A 24,779-nucleotide genomic window follows, 5' to 3' on the forward strand; every position below is an offset into this window, starting at 1 on the left:
GAACGGATCCCGATGTAAAATCGGGAGGGAGTGGAAGGCGGATAAAGCTGCCCAAATAAACATAAGACAAATTTTAAGAATCAATAAAAATATAAAATCAAAATAATGGCAATTACGACAGGAAACAAAGAGTACTTTAAAGGAATAGAAAAAATCAAGTTTGAGGGAAGAGAATCAGACAATCCGTTGGCGTTCAAATTTTACGATGAAAATTTAGTTGTTCGTGGAAAAACGATGAAAGAATATTTCAAGTTTGCTTCTGCTTACTGGCATACGTTCTGTGCAACTGGTGGCGATCCGTTCGGGGCAGGAACTCAGCAATTTGACTGGTTAACTGCTTCTGATGCAAAACAAAGAGCAACAGAAAAAATGGATGCTGCTTTCGAATTTTTCACCAAATTAGGTGTTCCTTATTACTGTTTCCACGATTATGATTTGATTGACGAGGCAGATAATTTCACAGAATCTACAAAAAGATTGGAGTTCATTACTGATTATGCGAAGGAAAAGCAGGCAACTTCTGGTGTGAAATTACTTTGGGGAACATCCAACTGTTTCTCAAACCCAAGATTTATGAACGGTGCGGCAACCAATCCTTCTTTTGATGTTTTGGCGTACGCCGGTGGACAGGTAAAAAATGCTTTGGATGCAACAATTAAATTAGGTGGCGAAAATTATGTTTTCTGGGGAGGCCGTGAAGGTTATATGTCACTTTTGAACACTAATATGAAACGTGAACAAGAGCATATGGCGAAATTTTTACATTTGGCGAAAGATTATGCAAGAGCTCAGGGTTTCAAAGGGACTTTCTTCATCGAGCCAAAACCAATGGAGCCTACAAAACACCAGTATGACTTCGATGCGGCAACTTGTCTGAATTTTCTTCGTCAGTACGATTTATTGAATGATTTTAAATTAAATCTTGAAGTAAACCACGCTACTTTGGCTCAACATACTTTCGAGCACGAACTTCAGGTGGCTGCAGACAACAACGTTTTGGGAAGTATCGATGCGAATAGAGGTGATTACCAGAACGGTTGGGATACAGACCAATTTCCGGTTGATTTGTACGAAATGACTCAGGCAATGTTGGTCATCATCCAGGCTGGAGGTTTCCAGGGTGGAGGCGTAAATTTTGATGCTAAAATCAGAAGAAACTCTACAGATTTAGAAGATATTTTTATCGCTCACATCAGCGGAATGGACAATTTCGCAAGATCGTTCCTGGCTGCAGATAAAATTTTAGAAAAATCAAAATATTCTGAGATCAGAACCAACAGGTATTCTTCATTTGATTCTGGAAAAGGTAAAGATTTCGAAAACGGAAGCTTATCTTTAACTGATCTTGCCACTTACGCTCAAGGATTGGGTGAAGTTGGAAGAGAAAGCGGAAAGCAGGAATATCTTGAGAGCATTATCAATCAGTATTTATAATTTTAAATAAGACTAAACCACAAGTCTATTCACAAATTATAAACCACATAGGCACATAGAAAGATAGCATTATTTCATTAAAAAAAGGCAAAATAGGGGTCTATATATAACTATTTTCCTCTTAAATACAGCGAAAAAAGCTATGTGTCTATGTGGTTCAAAAAAAAATCTGTACGAAACTTTTAACATTTAAAACTAAATCAAACTATGCAAATAATAGATTCTGGTCCTAAATATTCTTCAGGAACAAAGGCGCAGATCAATATGCTGTACGTTACTGTACTCACGTTGGTCGCCACTTTGGGAGGACTTTTGTTTGGATACGACACCGCAGTAATCTCCGGAGCCGAAAAATCGATTCAGGAATATCTGATCATTCCTTTGGGATTGAGTTCATTGGCTCACGGAGCGACCATTTCGAGTGCATTGATCGGATGCATCATCGGTGGAGCCATCTCAGGAATGATTTCCACGAAGCTGGGAAGAAAAAAATCATTGATGCTTTCGGCATTTTTGTTCTTTATCAGTGCTTTGGGAGCGGCGTATCCTGAATTTTTATTCTTCAAACACGGCGAACATTCGATGGGTGTTTTGCTGGCATTTAATTTTTATAGGATCATTGGTGGAATCGGTGTGGGATTGGCTTCGGCGGTCTGCCCGATGTACATTGGTGAGATTGCACCTGCCGAAATTCGTGGTAAACTGGTATCACTGAATCAGTTTGCCATTATTTTCGGGATGCTCGTAGTTTACTTCGTGAACTGGGGCATCGCAAGCGGACAAACCGTAGAATGGATCAACGAAATCGGATGGAGATATATGTTTTTATCTTTAACAATTCCTTCTGCCCTGTTCGGAATTCTTCTGTTTTTCGTTCCTGAAACGCCGCGTTATCTGACATTCATTAATAAAGATGCGGAAGCGTTGAAAATTCTAACCAAAATCAATGGTGAAGCACGTGGAAAAGAAATTTTCTCTGAAATTAAAAGTACTGTCGTTGAACATAAGAGTGAAATTTTTGCATTCGGGAAAACCGTAATTGTGATTGGAATTTTGCTTTCTGTTTTCCAGCAGTTTGTGGGAATCAATGTGGCTTTATATTACGCTCCGAGAATTTTTGAAAGTATGGGTGTTCACAAAGATTCTTCAATGTTGCAGACTGTTGTAATGGGATTGGTGAATGTTGTCTTTACCGTCATCGCTATTTTTACGGTCGATAAATGGGGAAGAAAACCATTATTGATCGTAGGTTCAGTCGGAATGGCGATTGGAATGTTTGCGATTGCGATTTTATCTTATTATCAAATCATCGGAATTGCAACTTTGGTATTTATCATCGTTTATACGGCTTCATTTATGATGTCTTGGGGACCAATCTGTTGGGTTTTGATCTCAGAAATTTTCCCTAATAAAATCAGGGGAAGTGCGATTGCGATTGCCGTTGCGGCGCAATGGGCAGCGAATTATTTAATTTCATCTACTTATCCTTTTATGATGGAATTCAGTGGCGCATTTACTTACGGATTTTATGGGGTGATGAGTGTTCTGTCCCTGTTTTTCGTTTGGAAATGGGTTCCTGAAACCAAAGGAAAATCTCTCGAGGAAATCGAAAAGGTTTGGGAAAAATAATTTACTTCAGTTTTAAAATTAGTTTGTTAAGGGCATCGAAGATTTTCGATGCTCTTTTTTATTTTAAATAAATCTATGATAATTATTTTACCATAAATAAAAGCTACCGAAATTCAGCAGCTTTTAATCTCAATTTTATCTAAATCATCTTCAAGCGTTCTTCTTCGAGATCAATCTGATACAACTGCTGGCGGATGATTTCCTCATTGATTTTTGGATCTTTATTTAATTCTGTAAGATAATCCCGCTGCACTTCCAGCATTTCTATAAAAATAGTTTTTGTCTTTGCATTCATCCAGCTGTCATCGGTTGCTTTTGCTCGCTCTTCCCAATGTTTAAGGAACATTTCGAGACCAGCATGGTCTTTCAGCTCGTTTTCATATTTCGATTTCAGGAATTGGTAAATGTGCTGTTTCAATTCTTTTTTGATTTTCTGCCTGGTCGACTGTTCATTTTCTTCATTGAAAATACCGTCAAAAAATCCGGTTCTTCTGATAAAGTAAGGCAGCGTAAGACCCTGAACCAAAAGCGTGAGCAAAATCACTACAAATGTTATAAACAATATCAAATTCCGGTGCGGAAAAGCTTCGCCATTACTCAGAGTCACGGGGATTGCCAAAGCGGCGGCCAGAGAAACCACGCCGCGCATTCCCGTCCACCCCAACAAAAGTGGCATCATCCAACGTCTTGTTCGAGAAGATGCGTGCGGCTGTACACTCGGACGGAAAATCATTGTGGAAACCAAGGCTACGTAAGAACTGATCATCCTTGCAGCAATCAAAATAGCAGTCACCAAAACACCATAACCTACTGCGGTTTCTATGGGAATATGGTCTTCTTTCAAACCATCGACAATCTCGGGAAGTTCCAATCCAATGATAAGGAAAACGACGCCATTCAGTATAAAAATAAAACTTTCCCAGACGCTGTAGGCGTGAATCCTGCTGGTGCTGTTCAGAAACTTCAGTCTTCTGGCCGACATAAACAATCCACCACAAACGACTGCCAAAACTCCGGAACTATGCAGCTGCTCTGCGATCCAGTACATCAGATAAGGCTCAATGATCGTCAATGCAATATCTGATGGCGCGTCTGTAGGCAGAAGTTTGTGTGCCTGTACAAATAGCCAGCCCAATAGCAGACCGATCCCGACGCCGCCAATCACCATCCACAAAAAATCTGTGACAGCTTCCGGCCAGATAAATTGCCCGGTGCCTACCGCCACCAAAGCAAAACGGAAAATAATCAGTGATGAGGCGTCATTCAGGAGACTTTCACCTTCCAGAATTGTGGAAGTTGATTTTGGAATTGCAACAAATTTTGTGATCGCTCCTGTACTCACGGCATCCGGCGGAGAAACGATTCCACCGAGTAAAAATCCTAAAGCAATCGTGCATCCGGGAATAAAATGATTCGTAATCAATGCCACGGATAATGCGGTGAAGAAAACGACCAGAAAGGCAAAACTCCCGATGATGCGCCACCATTTCTTCATCTCCTTAAAAGATATGGACCACGAGGCTTCAAACAATAAAGGCGGAAGGAATATAAAAAAGATAAGATCCGGATCAATCTTGATAACCGGCAATCCGGGAATGAAGCTTATAAAAAGTCCGCCTACAACCAACAAGATGGGATAAGCGATTTTGAGTTTGGCAGCGAACATATTCAGCATAACGATGACTGCGACCATTGCCAGGAGAAAAGGTAAGAGACTGTGCATTGTAATATTTGTGTTTAAGATACAAAAATAACAATTACAACAACTTTATAAAATACAAATTTGAAAGCCTTCATCAGCAATGATATTCATCATATTAAATTTATACAATTCATAATAATTTAACTTTTTTAATAAATTTTCAAAAATATAATGACTGATTTTCATCAGTATTTCCAGACCTAACAAATGTCATATCTGATTATTCATTAATCACTATGAATAAAAGGTAAATATTAAATTAATAAAATTTTAACATTTAGACAAAATCAATAAGAGTTATCGACAATTATTATCAATAATACAATCAGAACAATGCATAAGATTTTTGTCACCATAATATAATATTTTAATTGTTACGAACCTTATACCTTTGTCCTATAATTAATGAAAGAAATACAATTATAACATTTAAAATTTATAAAAATGAAAACAACGAAAAATCTAATCAGTTTAGCAGTTTTACTAGGAGTAACAATTTTACCTCAATTATCAAATGCTCAAAAATTAAATCAAAAAACTACGACTGTCATAGTTTCCGGAACATCACCGATGCACGACTGGGAAATGACCGGTTCAACAGCAACTTTTACAGGGATAGCAAGTGGCAACGCCATTACAAACCTCACCTTCACAGTTCCTGTAAAAAACCTGAAAGCTGAAAAAGGAAAAACGATGGAGAAGAAAGCCTATGAAGCTTTGAAAGCTGACAAAGCGCCAAATGTAACCTTCACATCTTCTTCTATCAATCTTGGAAAAAGCAATGCTACCGGAAAACTCAGCATTGCAGGAGTTTCCAGAAATGTTTCCTTTCCAGTGTCCATCGTAAAAAAAGGAAATGCTTACATCATCGATGGAACAGAAACCATCAAACTGTCAGAATTCGGAATGGAGCGTCCTGGATTTATGGGAATCAAAACAGGCGATGTAGTCACTGTAAAAGTGAATGTGATAGCAGAGTAAAATTAAAATCATAACAACTAAATATTTAAATATCATGAAAAGAAATCTACTGAAAGCCGGCTTCATCGCAGCTTTACTAACCGCAACATTCGGATTCGCACAAGAAGGCAAACTGGACAATTTGAAACCAAGAGACAAACGCGGACTGACCGTTTTTGAAAATCCAAAAGATACCGTTTCAACCTTTGATCACTTGAGAGTAAAAGTAGGCGGCGCATTTGCTCTACAATTTCAGGGATTGAAACACGAGAATAGCGCCACTCCAGTTCTGAATGCTACAGGCGTAAATACAAATCAATTATTCGATCTTGGAAATAACATCAACCTTCCAACAGCCAATTTAGATCTTGACGTTGCTTTGTATGACGGTGTAAATCTGCACTTGAGAACATTCCTTTCTTCCCGTCACCACAACGAAACTTATGTGAAAGGTGGCTATTTACAAATCGACAAACTGGACTTCATTGAGAAAGGTTTTGCAGAAGATATTATGAAGTACACAACCATCAAAGTTGGTCAGGATCAGATCAATTACGGTGATGCACAACTCAGAAGATCAGATAATGCTTATGCTATTATGAATCCGTTTGTTGGGAATTATCTGATGGATGCTTATGCAACATTTCCTTTCGCAGAGGTCTATTACAGAAGAAATGGCGTGATTGTGATGGGTGGTGTAACCAATGGCAGACTGAACCAAACCGCAACAGGAGGAACAAGTCCCGGAATCTATGGAAAATTGGGTTATGATAAACAACTCAATTCTGATCTGAGAGTAAGATTAACAGGATCTGTTTACAACATCGCCAGAGCACCAAGACTGGATTTCTACAACGGCGACAGAGCAGGATCAAGATACTATTTCGTGATGGAAAACACTGCAGCCACATCATCTGCCCAAATGAGAAGCGGAATGGTAGATCCTGATTTCCAGAACACATTGACCTCATTTATGATAAATCCTTTTGTTAAATACAAAGGACTGGAATTCTTCGGAATCTTCGAATCTGCTTCAGGACGTAATCTTACAGAAACCGAAAGAAGAACTTACAACCAATATGCTGCAGAATTGCTTTACAGATTTGGTACCGATGAAAACTTCTATTTTGGCGGCCGATACAACAAAGTGGACGGAAAACTGATCAGCGGAGACGACATCAGTGTGGACAGATACAACATCGGCGGCGGCTGGTTTATGACTAAAAACATTCTTACAAAATTGGAATACGTCAATCAGAAATACGACGGATATCCTGCGACAAACATCAAAAGCGATGGTAAGTTCAATGGATTTATGTTAGAAGCTGTGATCTCTTTTTAAATATTTAGTTAATAGCAGCAGAGGAAACTCCCGGGAATCCTCTGCTTTTTAAAACCAACATTATGAAATCGCCCTGATTTGGAGACGAAAATTAAAGTACAGATTAGGCGATTGCATATGACCTTTAAGAACAATAAATATCTACATATGAAACTTCTATATTTGCTTTTCAGTCTATGTTTTCTTTTTTCAAATGCACAGGAAAACTTTGTTAAAATCAACGGCAGCACAAACGTCAACGGTTTCCAATGTGTCAACAGCAAATTCAAAAATGATGGCAGCGTTTATTCTTTTTCAGAAAAAAATCTACCGAATATCATTTTAAAAGTCACAGATTTCGATTGCGGAAACAAGATGATGACCAGAGATTTCCAAAAGATTCTGAATGCGGAAAAGTATCCGGAAATGACGATCAAATTCATCAAGTTTACTAAAACTCAGAAAAACTACAGCGCAGTTGTGGAAGTCAAAATGATGAATCAAAGCAGAAGATACAATGTAGAATTCGCAATGGAAAATAACAAAATGGTAGGCAGAAAGAATGTAAAATTCAGTGATTTTAACATCACACCTCCGAAAAAAATGGGCGGAATGATCGTTGTAAAAGATGAATTGGATCTGACATTCAGCTTAGCAACAAAAATTTAAATAATACTTTTTCATACAATTAGATTTTTCAATGCAACATCGCTGGTTATTCCGGTGATGTTGTTTTTATATTTGGGCGTCTTTATCCGTCTTCCGCTCCCAATCTTTTTTGCGGAAGATTTGCACTTCAATAGAACTTGACAATACGCAAAAAAGGATTTCCGCTCAAGTCGGGACGCGCTTCGCAAGATTTAACGTTTGACATTGAAATCACGTTTCTACATCATTTTCAAATTTGTAAATTTGCATTGTGAATATCAATCAAGCAGACCTTAATGAATTAGAATTTCCGGAACTTCTTTCGGAGATCGCCCCTTTCGCATTTTCGCCAAAAACGGCAGACAAAATAATGGAACTTCGCCCAATGCCAATTGACGAAGCCGAAATATCCTTAAAAAAAACCTCAGAATTCCTGTCAAGTTTTGAAGGTGCAGCAGCCGTCCCATTCGACGAATACGAAGATATCGAAGAAGAATTGAAACTGATGCTGATCGAAAATTTCCGGTTGGAAAACAAATCTTTCATCAGAATCAAAACGATGACGGAACAGATCGGAAAACTGCAAAGGTTCTTCCCTCAGCTTTCCGAGATATTTCCAACTCTATTGGAAGAAATAAAACACCTCGAATTCAAGAAAGAAATTGTTGACAAAATCGATAAAGTTTTTAACCGTTTCGGAGAAGTAAAAACTGAAGCGTCGCCAATCCTGAAAGTCCTAAGAACAGAAATCCAGCACGCCAGAAAAGCGATTACTGAGAATTTTAACAGAGCATTGTTCAATTACGGACAAAGTGATTTTTTGGATGACATTAAAGAAAGTATTATTGAGGATCAACGTGTTTTAGCAGTAAAATCGGGATTTAAGAAAAGAGTTGCAGGAAGAGTTCTCGGCATCTCAAAAACCGGTTCGATTACCTACATTCAGCCCGAAAGCGTTGTCAAACATTACTTCAAACTGAAAGAAAATCAGGAAGAAGAGAAAAAAGAAATCGATAAAATCCTAAGAAAACTGACTGCGGAGCTTGCAGAATTTCAACCGCAGCTTTCAGATTATCAATCTTATATTTTTGATTTAGATTTAATCCGGGCGAAAGCAAAATTTGCAGAATTGGTTAATGGTGTCTTGCCAAAAATCAACCGCCATCAGACTTTGAGATTGAGAGAAGCTTTTCATCCACTGCTTTGGATCAGAAATAAAAAAGAGAAAAAAGAAATCTTTTCACAAACTATTTCCTTAACCGAACACAACAGAATTGTCTGTATTTCCGGGCCAAACGCCGGAGGAAAATCTATCACACTAAAAACTGTTGGATTATTACAATTGATGATTCAAAGTGGAATTTTAGTTCCTTGTCATCCGAAATCCGAAATGTTCTTTTTTGAGAAAATAATGACGGACATTGGCGACAATCAATCCATTGAAAATCACCTTTCCACCTACTCTTCCCGACTAAAAAAAATGTCCGGAATGATCAAAGAAGCCGACGGAAAATCACTCTTATTGATTGACGAATTTGGAACAGGTTCAGATCCGGAATTAGGTGGCGCGTTGGCAGAAAGTTTCCTCGAATTCTTCTATGACAAAAAGAGTTTCGGAATTATCACAACCCATTATACCAACATCAAAATCGTTATAGAAAATCTTCCTGCCGCTACAAATGCGGCCATGCTTTTCGATGAAAATTCTTTGGAACCTCTGTACAAATTAGAAGTCGGGCAAGCGGGAAGTTCATTTACTTTTGAAGTGGCTGAGAAAAACAGGATTCCGAGATTCATCATCAATTCTGCCAAGAAAAAAGTGGAACACGATATTGTGAATCTCGACAAAACGATTGTAAAACTTCAGCAGGAAAAATTCGAGGTTGAAAAAATCAAATCTGATCTTTCCGAAAAACGAGATTCTGTAGAAGACAAGCGTGATAATCTTCATAAACTCAATGAACAGCTTCAGCAAAAGCTTCATAATTTCCAGAAACTATATGAGGACGAACATCGCAAACTTCAATTCGGAAACAAGATAGAATCCTTTATCGACAGTTATGTAAAAGGAAAATCCCGAAAAGATGTGGTAAAAGATTTCGTTAAAATTTTGGAACAAGAAAAGTTCCGAAAAATAGGCGTTGACAAAGACGAAAGCAAACGTCTGCAAGTCATCAAACGTAAGATTACACAGCAACTGAAAAAAGAAGATGTTCAGGAAAAAATCGTAGAGACCAACGAAAAATTAGAAGAAAAACGCGTTGCAGAACGTGCAATCTGGATGAAAGTTGGTCAGCGCGTCCGCATCAAAGGGAGCACAAGCGTAGGAACGATTGAAGAAATTAAGAAAAGCAAAGTGACTGTGAACTACGGAACTTTCAAAACCACGATTGACTCTGGGGAATTGGAGAGGATTTAAAATAAAAAAAGCGATCAGAGTTTGATCGCTTTTAATTTTTATGCGTGAAAGTGGGATTTCACTTCCTCAAGAACCTGCTCTTCGCTGAGCTGCGAATCTGTTCCTAGTTTGATATTTAGATTTTTGTACTGCGCTGTGTCCAGAAGATGGTTTCTCAATTCTTCCTGAGAAGTTCCCGGACCAGTTACGTATAAATCTGTACTATTTGTGATCAGTTTTTCGATTTCTTTGTAGAATTTCAGTTTGTTGGACTGCTCTGCGTTGTTCGCTGCATTTTCACTTGAATTTCCGTGCTGAATTTCCGCTTTCACCGTATCAACAACTGCAAATTCTGTTACTTCCTGAGAATCGTGATTCGTCACTACGATTGCTTTTGTGCCGTCTATCCATAGTCCGGCTAATTTTTTATCACTCATAATTTTTTGATTTGAATGATAACTTCCAAGCTTCGTGCTAATGCGTTGTTAAAGGAAGTTAAAGTTGAAAATTAATGATGATAAACATCCTCATACATCACGCCGGCCAATATTTTCACAGGCAGTTTATTATTTTCCGGAACAATCGGACAATTGTAGTCAAATGCATTGTAAGCACAATATGGCTGATACGACTGATTAAAATCCAAGACAATTTCGTCTCCTTTTGGAATTTTCAAATCCATATATTTTCCGCCGCCATACGTTTCTTTTCCGTTCGTCTCATCCCGGAAAGGCAGAAAAAGATGGTCTTTGTATTTCTCCATTTGTATCAGTCGAAGATTTTGGTAGATCGTCAATTCATAATTTTTTCCGTCTATTTCAAACATTGCTTTTCCAAACTCCTGATAGCTTTGAAACTTTCCCGATGATGTTGGCAATTCAAATGGAACAGGGTTTTCGGTTTTTACAAATTTTGCAGTCACTCTGTATTTTAAATCAATCGGAAAGAAGGGATGTTTTTTAAAATTCTTCAGATTATCACCTCGCAAAGGCGATTCTTTGGGATTCAGATATTCGTCATTAAGTTCTTTTTGAAACTTTTTGATAGTTTCAATATTTTCTTTCTTGGTCTGAGCATTCAGAAACCAAGAGAAGATGATGAATAGTAAACTTAGTTTTTTCATAGTTTAATTTTATTATTTGGGCAGCTTTATCCGCCTTCCACTCCCTCCCGATTTTACATCGGGATTATTCAAGTCGGGCTTCGGGCTTGTATATTTTTAGAAATTTTCCAGATTATTTAGTCGGTTCGTCTTTCGGATCGGCGACTATTTCCACCTTTTCAATCTTAGTTTTCTTAACCAAAAAATACTTATCAAAAGTCGATTTGAAGATTGGAACCTCCTCATCTTCACCCATCAGAAATCCCCAGGACTGGAGACCTTCTACTCGATCAAAAATAATTTTCATAATCGCCAAAACCGGAATCGTCAAAAGCATTCCCGCAATTCCCCAAAGCATTTCCCCTATTACCAAACCAATAATGACGATCAGTGAATTAATCTTTACTTTAGAACCTACAACTCTCGGCATAATGATATTTCCGTCAATCGCATGGATTACAACAATCGCGATTACAATAAACAAAACGTGACTTACGCCAGAAGTTGCAAACGTAATCAAAGCGCCAATCAGCAAAGCCGTCAAAATCCCGATGTAAGGCAGAATATTCAGAATTCCGGTCAGAATTGCCAGCATAAAATTATATTTGACGCCGATAATTGTATAAGCAATTAACGATAATATTGTGACAATCAGCATTTGGAGAAACAGTCCCACCAAATATTTCTTTACCATAAACTGAATGTTGTCAATGATTTCAAAAACAGTTTTGTGGTACGTTTCAGAAAAACTTGCGACTAAAAACTTTAGCAAATGTGTTCTGTACAAAAGAAAAAACAGGGTAAATAAAAATGTAAACGCTGTCAACATCAAGACATATCCAATTGACGTCAATGCTTTTTCCAGAATCGCTGTTCCTGTACTGATGGATTTTTTCGCCGTATCATTTAAATATAACAGCTGATCTTTTCGCCTCACACCAAAAGTTCTGGAAATCCAACTTTGAAGATCATCTATCAAATCCGTAAACTGCTTCTGAAACTGCGGCCAGTCATTTGCCAGCTTCGCCACCTGGAGTGACAAAACGTAGATGACACCACCAATAATCGCCAATGCCAAAAGACTAGCTAAAATGGATGAAACACTTCTTGGCAGCCTTAATCTTTTTTCCATAAATCGGCTGAGCGGCATCAGCAAGATTGCGATCAGCAAACCTAAAACCATCGGAATCAAAATCTGCTGTCCGATAATCGCAAGAAATCCGAGAATCACAATGCTGATAAGTATTGACGAAAGTTTCAGGTAAAAAGGATAGGTTTGATTCATAGTTTTGATTTAAAGGTTGACGAAATTTAACAAATAGCTAAGTCAAATTACAAACCAATTATTTCCCAATGAGGAAAACTGCCGGAATCTTATGCAGTTCCGGTTTATTTTTTTTCCAATCGTTGATGGTTTTGGTTTGGATGAATTCGTTTTCCGGATCGTTGATATTTGCAGCGATGCAGAGTTTTGTATTAGGATTCAGGAACTTGGTCAAGTCTTCGAAAAGTGGATTGTTGCGGTAAGGCGTTTCCATAAATATTTGTGTAAATCCCGTTTTCTCAACCAAACTTTCCAAATGCTGAATCTCCTTTTTCTTCTTGTCTTTCTCAATCGCCAAATAACCGTTGAATGAAAATTGTTGTCCATTGAAACCACTCGCAATCAAAGCCAAAACGAAAGAACTTGGACCATTGACAGGAATGACCTTCACATTGTTTTTATGCGACCAAGCGACGATGATATTTCCCGGATCACCGATACAAGGCAAACCCGCTTCTGACAACAACCCAAAATCTACGCCTTCTTTCATCAGTTTTTGCGCTTCTTTCAGATCGGCTGTTTCGGAATATTTGTCGAGGAGAAAAAGTTTCAGTTCCGGCTGTTTCTTTTCCGGTGCAAAAAACTTGATGACCTTTCTTGCCGTTTTTTCATTTTCCACAAAATAGTGATCGACATTCATAATGATGTCTTTGATTGTTGGGGCGAAATAGTCGATTGGAGAATTATCGGAAAGGTAAGCTGGTAGAAGGTAAAGCATGGTTTTTTGTAAAAAGTATAATGTAAAATGTATTAACGATTTTTTGTCTGTTTCAATTGAATTTCAAAACGTCTTTTTATTTTGACTGTTGTTTTTATATTGAATCTGCAGCCCGACTTGAGTGGATCCCGATGTAAAATCGGGAGGGAGCGGAAGGCGGAAAAGCTGCCCAAATTCTAATGGTTACAAAGTTAATTCAAAACTTCTTTTAAACGGTCTTTGTCGAGGCGATTTTCCCAATTGGAAACAACCACTGTGGCAACGGCATTTCCAATGACATTGGTCAACGCACGACATTCGGACATAAATTTGTCGATGCCGAGAATCAAGGTCATTCCCGCAATCGGAACTTCGGGAACTACCGCTAAAGTGGCTGCCAACGTGATAAATCCCGCGCCAGAAACGCCCGCCGCTCCTTTGGAACTCAACATCGCGACCAAAAGCAAACCGAGCTGATGCTCCAAACTCAGATCGATGTTGCAAGCCTGTGCGATGAAAAGCGCCGCCAAAGTCATATAAATATTGGTACCATCGAGGTTGAAGGAGTAGCCAGTTGGAACCACGAGACCGACGACGCCTTTTTCGCAACCTGCATTTTCGAGTTTTTTCATCAATCCTGGAAGTGCTGGTTCTGATGAACTTGTGCCGAGAACGAGTAGAATTTCGTCTTTCAAATATCTCAAAAATGTGAAAATATTGAAACCGTTGTACCAAGCGACACTTCCCAAAACCAAAACAACGAACAAAGCGGAAGTGATATAAAATGTCCCAACGAGCATCGCCAGATTTTTCAAAGATTCCAAACCATATTTGCCGATTGTAAAAGCCATTGCGCCGAACGCACCAATGGGCGCGAGTTTCATTAAGATCTCAACAATTTTGAAAATCGGGATTGTCAAGGTTTGAAGGAAATCGTAAATGGGATAACTTTTCTCGGAAGTGATTGCCAAGGCAACGCCGAATAAAATAGCGACCAACAAAACCTGCAAAATATTGTCGCCCGTCAAAGGACTGAACAATGTTTCGGGAATGACTTTGAAGATGAAATTCACCATCGAGTTGTGGTGAGCGGCTTTGACATATTGGTCGATCTCTGCACTGTTCAAAGTACTTGGATCGATGTTGAGTCCTTTTCCGGGTTGAACGACATTACTGACAATCAAACCGATGATCAACGCTAACGTGGAAAATGTAAAAAAGTAGATGAAAGCCTTTCCTGCAACTCGTCCGACTTTCTTCAGGTCGCTCATTCCGGCAATTCCTGTGGAAACGGTGAGGAAGATCACGGGCGCGATGATCATCTTTACCAGTTTGATGAACCCATCGCCCAAAGGTTTCATTTTCTCGCCTAAATCTGGATAAAAATAACCGAGCGAAACACCGAAAATAATGGCTATTAAAACCTGAATATAAAGATGCTGATAGAATCTTTTGGGCTTCAGCGGTTTTTGTTCAATGTCAAAATTCATAAGAAAATGTTGTCTTACAAATTTAGAATTGTTTGCGAGTTATATGCTATTGTTCTTGATTTTTTCGGCAATTATTTCGCAAGATTCGTCGAGCATTTGGTAAACTTTATCAAAACCGTCGATTCCACCGAAATAGGGATCTGGAACTTCGAGTTCATCATCCAAGATCAATCTAACCTTATGTTTCTGAGAATCGTCTGCGAGTTTCAGAACGTCTTTGTAATTGTTTTTGTCCATACAGAAGATCAAATCGAATTTATCAAAATCTGATTTTGTAATCGGTCTGGATTTTTGGGTAGATATATCGATCCCATTTTTGGTTGCGGTTCTGATGGAACGTTCATCCGGTTGGCTTCCTTCGTGGTAATTGATGGTTCCAGCACTGTCCACAAAATAATCCTCGCCTAACTTATGTTTCAAAATCCCTTCTGCCAAAGGACTTCTGCAAATGTTTCCGAGGCAAACCATTAAAATCTTCATTCAGTTCTTTTTAAATTACAACATTAAATTTATTGATTTTAAATTTAATTCAAAAATATTTTGTTCCTTGATTTATTATCGTAATATTGCAATATTAAATTAAAATAATGGGAGCGACCAAAACAGATCATTTCACAGACCGTCAAAATCAAATTGCCAATATCGCCAAAGCACTAGGACATCCGGCGAGAATCGCCATCATTGAATATCTGATGAAAGTGAATGAATGCATCTGCGGTGACATTGTGAATGAACTTCCTTTAGCCCAGCCAACCGTTTCTCAACATCTTAAAGAGCTTAAAAATGCAGGATTGATCAAAGGGAATATTGAAGGAAATGCCATCTGCTATTGTATTGATGAAAAGACCTTTGAGATTCTGAAGAATTATTTTTCCAACGTCATCACTGTGACCAAAGAGAAATGTTGCTAAGCATTTTTTTAATTTAATCAATCGTAATATTGCAATAAAACAAATTAAAAACATCAAAAATTATGAGACTGTCAGACATTAAAAACATTCTTCCTACTTTGGAAAATGTGGAATTTCAATTAGAAAATGGAACTTTCGTTCCGGAACATTTTCACGTAACCGAAGTTGGAATGATTACCAAAAATTTCATCGATTGTGGTGGCGTGATAAGAAATGAAAAAACAGTCAACTTCCAACTTTGGAATGCGAATGACTATGAACATCGCCTGAAACCAAATAAATTGCTGAAAATCATCCAGCTTTCTGAAGAAAAATTGGGAATTGAGGACTCAGAAATTGAAGTCGAATATCAAAGCGAAACCATTGGGAAATACGATCTTGAATTTGACGGAAAGACATTTATCCTGAAAAATAAAAATACAGCTTGTCTGGCAAGTGATTCTTGCGGAATTCCTGCTGAAAAAATGAAAGTAAATCTGTCAGAATTAAATTCAAATCAAGCTGCCTGTTGTACGCCTGAAAGTGGCTGTTGTTAAATTTATTTTAAAATATGACAACGAAAATCCTGGTACTTTGCACTGGAAATAGCTGCAGAAGTCAAATTGCTGAAGGTTATTTAAAATATTTTGCAAGTGATAAAGCAGAAATTTACAGTGCCGGCGTAGAAACGCACGGTGTGAATCCGCGAGCGATTGCGATAATGAACGAAGATGGAATTAATATCTCCAATCATACTTCCAATAACATAAATGAGTACCAAAGCATCGACTTTGACTTTGTAATCACGGTTTGTGACAATGCCAAAAAACGCTGTCCGTTTTTCCCGACTAAAGCAAAAAAGTTACATTACAACTTTCCAGATCCTGCCAAAGCCAATGGAACAGAAGAAGAAATCTTGGAAGAATTCAGAAAAGTTAGAAATCAGATAAAAGAATTTTGTTTTAATTTCACAAAAGAAAATCTTTAGAATGAAAATAAATCCGATCATAAAACCAGTGGAAGACAGCCATCAAAACGATGTTCTTGAAATCTATAAATTGGGAATTGAAACTGGAAATGCGACTTTCAATACAACCGTTCCCACTTGGGAAGAATGGGACAATAGTCATCTGACGCAATCCAGATTTGTGATAGAAAGTGATGAAAAAATTGCCGGCTGGATTGCATTAAGCCCGGTTTCTTCCAGATGCAATTACTCTGGTGTTGCAGAAGTTAGCGTTTACATCCATCCCAATTTTAACGGATTAGGATTTGCTTCAAAATTAATGGAAAAAGTCATTGTGGAAAGTGAAAAACACGGAATTTGGACATTGCAGTCAAGTGTATTTCCTGAAAATATGGCCAGCGTAAAACTTCACAAAAGATTTGGTTTTCGGGAAGTTGGCTATCGGGAAAAAATTTCTAGAATGGATGGAATCTGGCGGGATACAATTCTTTATGAACGGAGAAATCCAAATATGTAATAAAAAAATGTCTGAAAAAAATTTCAGACATTTTATATTTTATTGAGCGATCTTTTCTTTCAGATCCTTGATGTATTTTTTCAATTCTTTGTCGATCTTCGAAACATCACGGATTGTGTCGCAAGCGTACATCACGGTTGAGTGGTCTTTTCCGCCCATTTCCTCACCAATCTTTGTGAAGGTTGCGTTGGTATATTCTTTTGCAAAATACATTGCCAATTGTCTCGGAAGTGCAATCTCTCTTTTTCTAGTTTTTGATAACAACTGCTCTCTCTGAATCCCGAAATAGTCGCAAACAATCTCCTGAATATAAGGAATATTGATGGTTTTCTTCTGAGTCGTCGCTAACTTATTGATGGTGTCTTTTAATAGGTCAAGACTAAAATCCGATTTATAAACTGTAGAGTAAGCGATTACCGCATTTACAACGCCAATCAGCTCTCTTACACCGTTTGTCTTAACTTCAGAAGCCAGATAATCTAACATATCATCCGTCAATTCGATACCGTCACGGCTTAACTTATCAACGATGATTTTTCTTCTGGTTTCGAAGTTTGGCGATTTGATCTCCGCAGAAAGTCCCCATTTGAAACGGGAAATAATTCTCTCCTGAGTATCCAAAATATCAGCAGGTGCTTTATCAGAAGTTAGGATGATCTGTTTACCATTCTGATGTAAATAATCAAAAATATGGAAGAAACTATCTTGTGTAGCCGCTTTACCGGAAAGGAACTGGATATCATCGATGATCAAAACATCGATCATCTGATAATAATGCTGAAAATCTGTTTTGTTCTGAGACTTCGCTGCCTTCACAAAATCCTGAATGAATTTCTCGGAAGACTGATACAAAACCACTTTGTCCGGATAAGAAGCTTTCACTTCCAAACCGATGGCCTGTGCCAAATGCGTTTTCCCAACACCGTAACCTCCGTAAACAAACAATGGATTGAAAGCTGTAGAGCCTGGTCTTTTTGCAATCGATCTCGCAACAGTTGAGGCAAACTTGTTACTTTCCCCCTCTATGAAATTATCAAAAGACTGATCTGCCTTTAGATTAGAATCAATGTTAACTTTCTTAATTCCCGGAACTACAAATGGATTGATGTTGTCAGTTTCTCTCAGAACTGGTCTTGCTTCCTGAATCTTTGGCTGTTGTGTAGAAATTCCTTTTACATTCATCGTAATCGGCTTCTCCTTTCCTGATGGCTTGTTTTCCATCACAGAATACCACAATTTCACCCCTTTACCGATATTTTTCTTAAGCGCAGCAGACAGTAAAGACAGGTAATTGTCCTCGATATATTCTTTGTAAAAATCACTGGGAACTAGCAACGTGAGATTATTGTTCACCAAAGAAATTGGCTGAACTTTATCAAATAACAAGTCGAAAGAATTTTCTAACTTTTTGAGGTCTGTGTTATCCTCCGCTGCGTTTAGATTGTCCCTCATAAACTGAAGGCATCTATCCCAGATTAATCCTAAATTTTCATTCATTTTTCTGCTGCTGTTTCCGGTAAGATTTTAGTTTTTAACAAGACAACAAATATCCAATTATTAATTTTCTAAAAAAAATTTTTTCTCTATTGATTATTAAAAAATATATTTGTATGAATTATTATACGCTTCAAATGATACACACAACCACCTCAATACGAGTACGTTACGGAGAAACAGACCCGATGAAATACGTCTATTATGGCAACTATGCCGAGTATTTCGAAGTTGCCAGAGTGGAACTTTTTCGCAGCCTCGGGATGTCTTATGACGAAATAGAAAAAAGGGGAATTTTCCTGCCAGTTTCGGAATATAAAATTAAGTATTTGAAACCAGCACTTTATGACCAACTTTTGGAAATCCGAACCTTCGTCAAAAAAATTCCGGGAATCAGAATAGAGTTTGAATATGAAATTTACAATGAAGAAAATGTTAAAATAACAGAAGCTTCCACCACTCTATTTTTCCTCGATTCCGAAACCAACAAAATAGTCAAGTGCCCTGATTATCTAATGGAATTGATTCAGAAGAAATGGGTTGATTAATTAAATCATAAAAAACTGTTTGATAATTTTAATTTTTTCTCCAAAAATCATATATTCGTAAATAAAAACACAAATTATGATTTTAAGAATACTAAGCGGAATTTTACTTTTGACCGCCGTTTTTATGGGTTTCAAACAGGGATCGGCAATGCTGACCACGAAACCAGCGATGGTGGAATTCTTTTCCAGATGGAATTTTAGCAAAACAGCCATTATGATCAACGGTGCCATTACGATCATCAGTGCTGTTTTAATCTTATTTCCGAAAACTTTTATATGGGGAAATTTCCTGATGGCTGCAGGCATTTTATTAATCATCTGTCTCGAGATTTCTTCAAAAGACTGGAAAGGTGTTTTGATAGAGCTGCCATTTTTACTGTTAAATCTGGCATTAATTTACCTCCAACATCCTTTGAAAAAATGAAACCGACAATCATTCTTTTTTGCGCGGGAATCATGAGTATTAATGCCTGCGGACAAAAAACCCAGGACAATCAAATAAAAACACAAACTTCAAAAACAAAACAAATGAATCTGGACAAAATCACGAACAGCAACGTCAAAAAAGCCATCGAAGCTTTGCAATCCGGCGACAAAAGCTGGTATTCTTACTTTACAGAAAACCCGACAATGACCGATGATGGAAACAAAATCGATTTTAAAAATTTCTTTTCGGGTGCGCTGGGTCACGAAAAATTTATTTCCATAGACAAAATTGAGAATGACGGAAAAGATATCTATGGAAACTTCGAAGCTGGAAAATGGGGCACATTCAAAACCTTTTTCAAATTCCACGAAAATGCCGATGGAAAGTTTGACAAACTGGAAATTGGTCAGGCAAAATATTAAATCTAATTCTCTTTAATGAACGCATCCAACCGTTACAAAGTTTCTCATTTCATTCTCTGGTCCAGGGAAAAGATCGTGAAAATGGTCATCATCAGTACAATCCCTACTTTATTATTCTACTTTTTGGGCTGGAAATGGCTGGCTGTTCCGTGGGTTCCAATTGCGCTTTTGGGAACTGCAACGGCGTTTATTTCAGGATTTAGAAACACACAAACTTACGGACGACTTTGGGAAGCGCGACAAATTTATGGCTCGATTATCAATAACAGCCGAACTTTTGCCATTATGGTCAAGGATTTCATCCGGAATTCAAATTGTGAAGAGGAAAAGAAGATTCACAAAGAATTATTTTACAGACATTTTGCTTGGCTGACGGCTTTGAGATTTCAATTACGAGAAGTGAAAGTCTGGGAAAATGTGAAAACGAGATCTTACAACAGAAGATATCTCCAGTTTTACAAAGTGCCGGAATGGGAATCTGATCTTGGTGAAGAATTGAAAACTTATATTAGTGAAAATGAAGTCAAAGTCCTTCTGGAAAAGAAAAACAGAGCGACGCAAATAATAGCTTCACAATCTGAAACCCTAAGAAAACTGCACGAATCTGGTTCAATTAATGATTTCAATTACACAACTTTGGAAAATCAGTTGAAAGAATTTTATGATCAGCAGGGAAAATGCGAGCGCATTAAAAATTTCCCTTATCCTAGACAGTTTTCTACGATCAATACTTATTTTACCAATCTTTTCTGCCTCCTGCTCCCATTAGGTTTTTTGAATGAATTTGCGAAACTGGACAGCATCTATATCTGGTTCACGATTCCATTCAGCATTTTGTTGGGTTGGGTATTTCTGGTTTTGGAACAGATCGGCGAAAGTTGTGAAAACCCTTTCGAAGGCAGTGCCAACGATATTCCGATCACACAGATCAGCCGAATGATAGAAATCGATCTGCGCGATATGCTGAATGAAAAAGATTTACCACCACCCATACAGCCCATCAACGGAATCTTGATGTAAAAACTCATTTTATTAAAAAAACTGCCGATTTTCGGCTTTTTTTGTTTAATTTGGATTAAATGTTTTCCTGATGAAAGTTCTATCCTATTTTTTCATTGCAATTTGCCTTGTTTCCTGCATCAGAAGTGATATGGATCTCAAAACTCTGCAAAGCATCATCAGCAAAAACAGCTTTACCAACAAGCTGAACATCAATGATGAAATGAAATATTACAGGCCAGACGGCGTTCAGGATATACAATTTGAAGATTTTCTTAGTAAAAATGATGTGATGACCATTGATCAGGGCGACTTCAACCAAGATGGCGAGGAAGATTATATTGCCAATGTTGTCAATAATTTCAACAGAACTGGCGTCGCACCATCTCAATTTTTCCCGATCATCATTACTTTGAAAAACGACCGGTATTTCATCTACAAACTGGATAAATTTTATGATGCAAAATCTGCCGGAAAAAAACTGACTATTGATGATAAAGATTACATTCTGTTCCTGCATCGAGATCAGGAAGATAATATGAAAATCAAACAGGATACGTTCAGATTTGTGAACAATATCCTGGAACAGTACAGTAAAATCTCAGAATAAATTTTCAAAATGAAATTAAAAACAATATTTGCGCTGGCATTTCTTCTTTCTTTAAGTTGGATTTCGGCGCAGCAAAAAACCTATTGCAATCCGATCAACATTGATTATGGTTACACACCTTTCGAGGTTTTTTCAAAACAAGGAAAACACCGCGCTACTGCAGATCCGGTAATTGTCAATTTTCAGAAAAAACTATTTTTATTTTCGACTAATCAGGAAGGTTATTGGTATTCTGATGATATGCTCGATTGGAAATTTGTCCACCGTAAATTCCTCAGAGATAATAAATACATTCACGATTTGAACGCGCCTGCTGTCTGGAAGATGAAAGATACGCTGTATGTTTTCGGATCCACTTGGGAACAGGATTTTCCGATCTGGAAAAGTACAAATCCTACAAAAGACGACTGGAAAATTGCCGTTGACACTTTAAAAGTGGGCGCTTGGGATCCTGCATTTCATTATGATGAGGACAAAAATAAGCTCTACCTTTATTGGGGATCGAGCAACGAATGGCCGCTCCTGGGAACTGAAGTTAAAACAAAAACTTTGCAATCTGAAGGTTTCGTAAAACCCGTTTTGAGGCTAAAACCGGAAGATCACGGCTGGGAAAGATTTGGGGAATATAATGACAATGTTTTCCTGCAGCCTTTTGTAGAAGGCGCCTGGATGACAAAACACAAAGACAAATATTACCTTCAATATGGAGCGCCGGCAACGGAATTCAGTGGATATTCTGATGGCGTTTACGTTTCAAAAAATCCTTTAGAAGGTTTTGAATATCAGCAACATAATCCTTTTTCTTACAAACCAGGCGGTTTTGCAAGAGGTGCTGGTCACGGTGCAACTTTCGAAGATAATTTTGGGAATTGGTGGCACGTTTCCACGATTTTCATCTCGACCAAAAATAATTTTGAAAGACGTTTGGGAATCTGGCCGACAGGCTTCGACAAAGATGACGTGATGTACACCAACACGGCTTACGGCGATTATCCAACTTTGCTTCCGCAATACGCGCAGGGCAAAGATTTTTCGAAAGGCTTGTTCACCAATTGGATGTTGCTTAATTATAATAAACCAGTTCAGGTTTCCTCAACGCTAGGTGGTTATCAGGCTAATCTTGCGGTTGATGAAGATATCAAGACCTATTGGTCCGCAAAAACCGGAAATTCAGGAGAATGGTTTCAAACTGATCTTGGAGAAGTTTCGACGATTAACGCGATTCAAATTAATTATGCGGATCAGGATGTTGAGTTTATGGGAAAAACATTGGGGAAAATGCATCAATATAAAATTTATGGTTCAAACGACGGTAAAAACTGGAAAGTCATCGTCGATAAATCAAAAAATCAAAAAGATGTTCCTCACGACTATGTAGAACTGGAAACGCCTGCCAAAGCAAGATTTCTGAAAATGGAAAACCTGAAAATGCCGACCGGAAAATTTGCTTTGAGCGGATTTCGTGTTTTTGGAAAAGGTGCGGGAAGCAAACCTGAAAAAGTCCAAAACTTCGTTCCATTGCGCGCTGACCCAAAAAAATATGGTGAAAGAAGAAGCATCTGGTTCAAATGGCAGCAGAATTCTGACGCTGACGGTTACGTAATATATTGGGGAAAATCGCCGGATAAATTATATGGAAGCATTATGGTTTACGGTAAAAACGAATATTTTTTTACCGGAGCCGACAGAACTGATGCATACTACTTTCAAATCGAAGCCTTTAATTCAAATGGAATCTCTGAGCGGACAGAGGTTGTAAAATCGGAATAAATTATTAGCTTTTTTCAACAAAAATTCAAGCTTTCGGAGATTTTCTTCGGAGGCTTTTTTATTTTTCATTAATATTATTTCGAAAGCCATAATTTGCATTAATTTAAAGAAATTTAATCTTAGATTAATATTCAATAATAAAGTCCAATTTTTAAAGAAAAATACTCAACATTACTTCAATAATAGAAATAATTTTATAAATTTATAACTCAATAAGAGAATTTAAAATAGAATGGAGTTTTTTCTGAAGTCAGAAGACAATGATGACCGAGCGATTTTCATAACCGGAAATTTTAATAAATGGAATCCAAAAGATCCAAAATTTGAACTGGAAAAATTGGACGAAAGCAATTATTATATCAATATTAATGATGAATGGCTGAATGACGAGATAGAATTCAAATTTACAAAAGGTGGTTGGGAAAATGTTGAGATTGACAAATACGACAGTATCACACCAAACAGAAAAGTCCGAAAAGAGGAAAAGAAAGTTCAAACCAATGTTGAGAAATGGCGACTGAACTGGGGACCATTTAAGCAAGAGTTTTTCCCGACGGTAGAATTAATCGATGAAGAATTTTACATTCCTCAGCTTGAAAAAACGAGAAAAGTCTGGGCGCTTTTGCCGTTCGATTATTATGAAACCGAAAAAAATTATCCGGTGCTTTACCTTCAGGATGCACAGAATTTGTTTAATGAAGGTTCGGCTTATGGGAATTGGGAAATTGATAAAAAATTAGCACTTCTTGCAGAATATGGCAGAGGAGAATTAATCGTAATAGCCGTTGAACACGGAAATGATGACAGAATTAAGGAATATATTTTTGACAACAATGCCGTCACAGAAAACGCGGAAGGCAAAAAATATCTGAGGTTTATCACAGATACCTTGAAGCCGTGGGTTGACAGAAATTACCGGACGAAAAAAGACCGGGACAATACAGGAATCGGAGGTAGTTCGCTAGGTGGATTGATCAGCATTTATGGAGGATTTTTGTATCCGGAAGTCTATTCCAAACTGTTGATATTTTCGCCTTCACTTTGGGTGGAACCGAATAACAATTTCCCGATGATTGGATTCAGTAATCCTTTTAAGATAAAAGTGTATCTGTATGGCGGCCGAAAAGAAGGTTCGAAAATGGTCAGCAGAATCAAGCTGTTTGAAAAGTCTTTAAAAAAACTGAATTCTCAAAAGCTGTATGATTTTGAAGTCCGAACGAATATCAATGAACAGGGAACACATCAGGAATTTTTCTGGTCTCAGGAATTTCCAAGAGCTGTAGAATGGCTGTTCATCGACAGTCTGGAAAGTCCAGTGAAAGCAAAAGATGAATTGGAAAATGACATCAAAAACTAAAAACCCAACAAGTCCCAGCGGGACGGCCAATATTTTAGCATAGGAATTTATTCCTATGAAAAAAGTGAATTAA

General features: G+C 37.7%; 25 protein-coding genes. 17 read left to right on the forward strand and 8 right to left on the reverse strand.

What is annotated here, in order from left to right; translation table 11 throughout:
• Nucleotides 1–105: 105 nt before the first annotated feature.
• Together xylA and xylE are read left to right on the forward strand one after the other, a co-directional pair.
• Nucleotides 106–1,434 carry a xylose isomerase gene (gene xylA, locus LUD75_RS01150; RefSeq protein ID WP_232703895.1) on the forward strand — a complete coding sequence of 443 codons (1,329 nt, stop codon included), beginning with the start codon at nt 106–108 and terminating at the stop codon, nt 1,432–1,434.
• Between the two features lie 207 nt (nt 1,435–1,641).
• Entirely contained in the window at nt 1,642–3,063 is a 1,422-nt protein-coding gene (gene xylE, locus LUD75_RS01155) for a D-xylose transporter XylE (RefSeq protein ID WP_076557925.1), read from the forward strand.
• Between the two features lie 139 nt (nt 3,064–3,202).
• Here xylE and LUD75_RS01160 read toward each other — a convergent pair whose 3' ends face one another.
• Nucleotides 3,203–4,786, reverse strand: coding sequence for a Na+/H+ antiporter (locus LUD75_RS01160; protein WP_232703896.1), 1,584 nt, complete (start codon nt 4,784–4,786; stop codon nt 3,203–3,205).
• A gap of 423 nt (nt 4,787–5,209) precedes the next feature.
• Between LUD75_RS01160 and LUD75_RS01165 the strand changes: the two genes are divergently transcribed.
• From LUD75_RS01165 to LUD75_RS01180, 4 genes are all read left to right on the forward strand, one after another.
• On the forward strand, nt 5,210–5,746 hold the full coding sequence (locus LUD75_RS01165) for a YceI family protein (RefSeq protein WP_232703897.1): 537 nt from the start codon (nt 5,210–5,212) through the stop codon (nt 5,744–5,746).
• Nucleotides 5,747–5,780: 34 nt separating this feature from the next.
• Nucleotides 5,781–7,067, forward strand: coding sequence for a hypothetical protein (locus LUD75_RS01170; protein WP_232703898.1), 1,287 nt, complete (start codon nt 5,781–5,783; stop codon nt 7,065–7,067).
• A 147-nt stretch (nt 7,068–7,214) separates the two neighbouring features.
• Nucleotides 7,215–7,715 carry a YceI family protein gene (locus LUD75_RS01175; protein ID WP_232703899.1) on the forward strand — a complete coding sequence of 167 codons (501 nt, stop codon included), beginning with the start codon at nt 7,215–7,217 and terminating at the stop codon, nt 7,713–7,715.
• Nucleotides 7,716–7,965: 250 nt separating this feature from the next.
• Nucleotides 7,966–10,113, forward strand: a complete 2,148-nt coding sequence (locus LUD75_RS01180) for a MutS2/Smr-associated SH3 domain-containing protein (protein ID WP_232703900.1) — start codon at nt 7,966–7,968, stop codon at nt 10,111–10,113.
• A gap of 38 nt (nt 10,114–10,151) precedes the next feature.
• On the opposite strand, the gene LUD75_RS01185 is transcribed toward LUD75_RS01180, so the two are convergent.
• The 6 genes from LUD75_RS01185 to LUD75_RS01210 all read right to left on the reverse strand — a co-directional run bounded on the left by LUD75_RS01185 (nt 10,152) and on the right by LUD75_RS01210 (nt 15,185).
• Nucleotides 10,152–10,529: a hypothetical protein gene (locus LUD75_RS01185; protein WP_232703901.1), complete on the reverse strand. Its 378-nt coding sequence runs from the start codon at nt 10,527–10,529 to the stop codon at nt 10,152–10,154.
• Between the two features lie 71 nt (nt 10,530–10,600).
• Nucleotides 10,601–11,215 carry a DUF1684 domain-containing protein gene (locus LUD75_RS01190; RefSeq protein WP_232703902.1) on the reverse strand — a complete coding sequence of 205 codons (615 nt, stop codon included), beginning with the start codon at nt 11,213–11,215 and terminating at the stop codon, nt 10,601–10,603.
• 112 nt (nt 11,216–11,327) lie between these two features.
• On the reverse strand, nt 11,328–12,479 hold the full coding sequence (locus LUD75_RS01195; RefSeq protein ID WP_232703903.1) for an AI-2E family transporter: 1,152 nt from the start codon (nt 12,477–12,479) through the stop codon (nt 11,328–11,330).
• Between the two features lie 58 nt (nt 12,480–12,537).
• Nucleotides 12,538–13,236 carry an SAM-dependent methyltransferase gene (locus LUD75_RS01200; protein WP_232703904.1) on the reverse strand — a complete coding sequence of 233 codons (699 nt, stop codon included), beginning with the start codon at nt 13,234–13,236 and terminating at the stop codon, nt 12,538–12,540.
• Nucleotides 13,237–13,427: 191 nt separating this feature from the next.
• A complete protein-coding gene (locus LUD75_RS01205; RefSeq protein ID WP_232703905.1) occupies nt 13,428–14,705 on the reverse strand; it encodes a dicarboxylate/amino acid:cation symporter in 1,278 nt (425 codons plus the stop codon).
• 39 nt (nt 14,706–14,744) lie between these two features.
• Nucleotides 14,745–15,185: a low molecular weight phosphotyrosine protein phosphatase gene (locus tag LUD75_RS01210; protein WP_232703906.1), complete on the reverse strand. Its 441-nt coding sequence runs from the start codon at nt 15,183–15,185 to the stop codon at nt 14,745–14,747.
• Between the two features lie 107 nt (nt 15,186–15,292).
• On the opposite strand from LUD75_RS01210, the gene LUD75_RS01215 reads away from it, so the two are divergent.
• The 4 genes from LUD75_RS01215 (at nt 15,293) to LUD75_RS01230 (ending at nt 17,079) form a co-directional block, all read left to right on the forward strand.
• Nucleotides 15,293–15,616: a metalloregulator ArsR/SmtB family transcription factor gene (locus LUD75_RS01215; RefSeq protein WP_232703907.1), complete on the forward strand. Its 324-nt coding sequence runs from the start codon at nt 15,293–15,295 to the stop codon at nt 15,614–15,616.
• A gap of 62 nt (nt 15,617–15,678) precedes the next feature.
• The gene (locus tag LUD75_RS01220; RefSeq protein WP_232703908.1) at nt 15,679–16,152 is read left to right on the forward strand and encodes a DUF6428 family protein; all 474 of its coding nucleotides are present in this window, start codon (nt 15,679–15,681) and stop codon (nt 16,150–16,152) included.
• A 14-nt stretch (nt 16,153–16,166) separates the two neighbouring features.
• Nucleotides 16,167–16,583: an arsenate reductase ArsC gene (locus LUD75_RS01225; protein WP_232703909.1), complete on the forward strand. Its 417-nt coding sequence runs from the start codon at nt 16,167–16,169 to the stop codon at nt 16,581–16,583.
• A 1-nt stretch (nt 16,584) separates the two neighbouring features.
• Nucleotides 16,585–17,079 carry a GNAT family N-acetyltransferase gene (locus tag LUD75_RS01230; RefSeq protein WP_232703910.1) on the forward strand — a complete coding sequence of 165 codons (495 nt, stop codon included), beginning with the start codon at nt 16,585–16,587 and terminating at the stop codon, nt 17,077–17,079.
• Between the two features lie 39 nt (nt 17,080–17,118).
• Here the strand turns inward: LUD75_RS01230 and dnaA are convergent, their stop codons facing one another.
• Entirely contained in the window at nt 17,119–18,576 is a 1,458-nt protein-coding gene (gene dnaA, locus LUD75_RS01235; RefSeq protein WP_232703911.1) for a chromosomal replication initiator protein DnaA, read from the reverse strand.
• Between the two features lie 134 nt (nt 18,577–18,710).
• On the opposite strand from dnaA, the gene LUD75_RS01240 reads away from it, so the two are divergent.
• The 7 genes from LUD75_RS01240 (at nt 18,711) to LUD75_RS01270 (ending at nt 24,706) form a co-directional block, all read left to right on the forward strand.
• Nucleotides 18,711–19,121 carry a thioesterase family protein gene (locus LUD75_RS01240; protein WP_232704902.1) on the forward strand — a complete coding sequence of 137 codons (411 nt, stop codon included), beginning with the start codon at nt 18,711–18,713 and terminating at the stop codon, nt 19,119–19,121.
• Nucleotides 19,122–19,197: 76 nt separating this feature from the next.
• Complete coding sequence (locus LUD75_RS01245; RefSeq protein ID WP_232703912.1) at nt 19,198–19,545, forward strand: DoxX family protein; 348 nt, start codon at nt 19,198–19,200, stop codon at nt 19,543–19,545.
• Complete coding sequence (locus LUD75_RS01250) at nt 19,542–19,970, forward strand: hypothetical protein (RefSeq protein WP_232703913.1); 429 nt, start codon at nt 19,542–19,544, stop codon at nt 19,968–19,970. The genes LUD75_RS01245 and LUD75_RS01250 overlap by 4 nt, the downstream gene beginning before the upstream one ends.
• A 15-nt stretch (nt 19,971–19,985) precedes the next feature.
• A complete protein-coding gene (locus LUD75_RS01255; protein WP_232703914.1) occupies nt 19,986–20,990 on the forward strand; it encodes a bestrophin family ion channel in 1,005 nt (334 codons plus the stop codon).
• Nucleotides 20,991–21,060: 70 nt separating this feature from the next.
• A complete protein-coding gene (locus LUD75_RS01260) occupies nt 21,061–21,579 on the forward strand; it encodes a hypothetical protein (protein WP_232703915.1) in 519 nt (172 codons plus the stop codon).
• 9 nt (nt 21,580–21,588) lie between these two features.
• Nucleotides 21,589–23,349 (forward strand): discoidin domain-containing protein, encoded by a 1,761-nt coding sequence (locus tag LUD75_RS01265; protein ID WP_232703916.1) that lies wholly within the window; start codon nt 21,589–21,591, stop codon nt 23,347–23,349.
• Between the two features lie 232 nt (nt 23,350–23,581).
• Nucleotides 23,582–24,706 carry an alpha/beta hydrolase-fold protein gene (locus LUD75_RS01270; RefSeq protein WP_232703917.1) on the forward strand — a complete coding sequence of 375 codons (1,125 nt, stop codon included), beginning with the start codon at nt 23,582–23,584 and terminating at the stop codon, nt 24,704–24,706.
• Nucleotides 24,707–24,779 lie beyond the last annotated feature (73 nt).

This window comes from Epilithonimonas sp. JDS (genome assembly GCF_021261315.1).
In the GTDB taxonomy this organism is placed as follows: domain Bacteria; phylum Bacteroidota; class Bacteroidia; order Flavobacteriales; family Weeksellaceae; genus Epilithonimonas.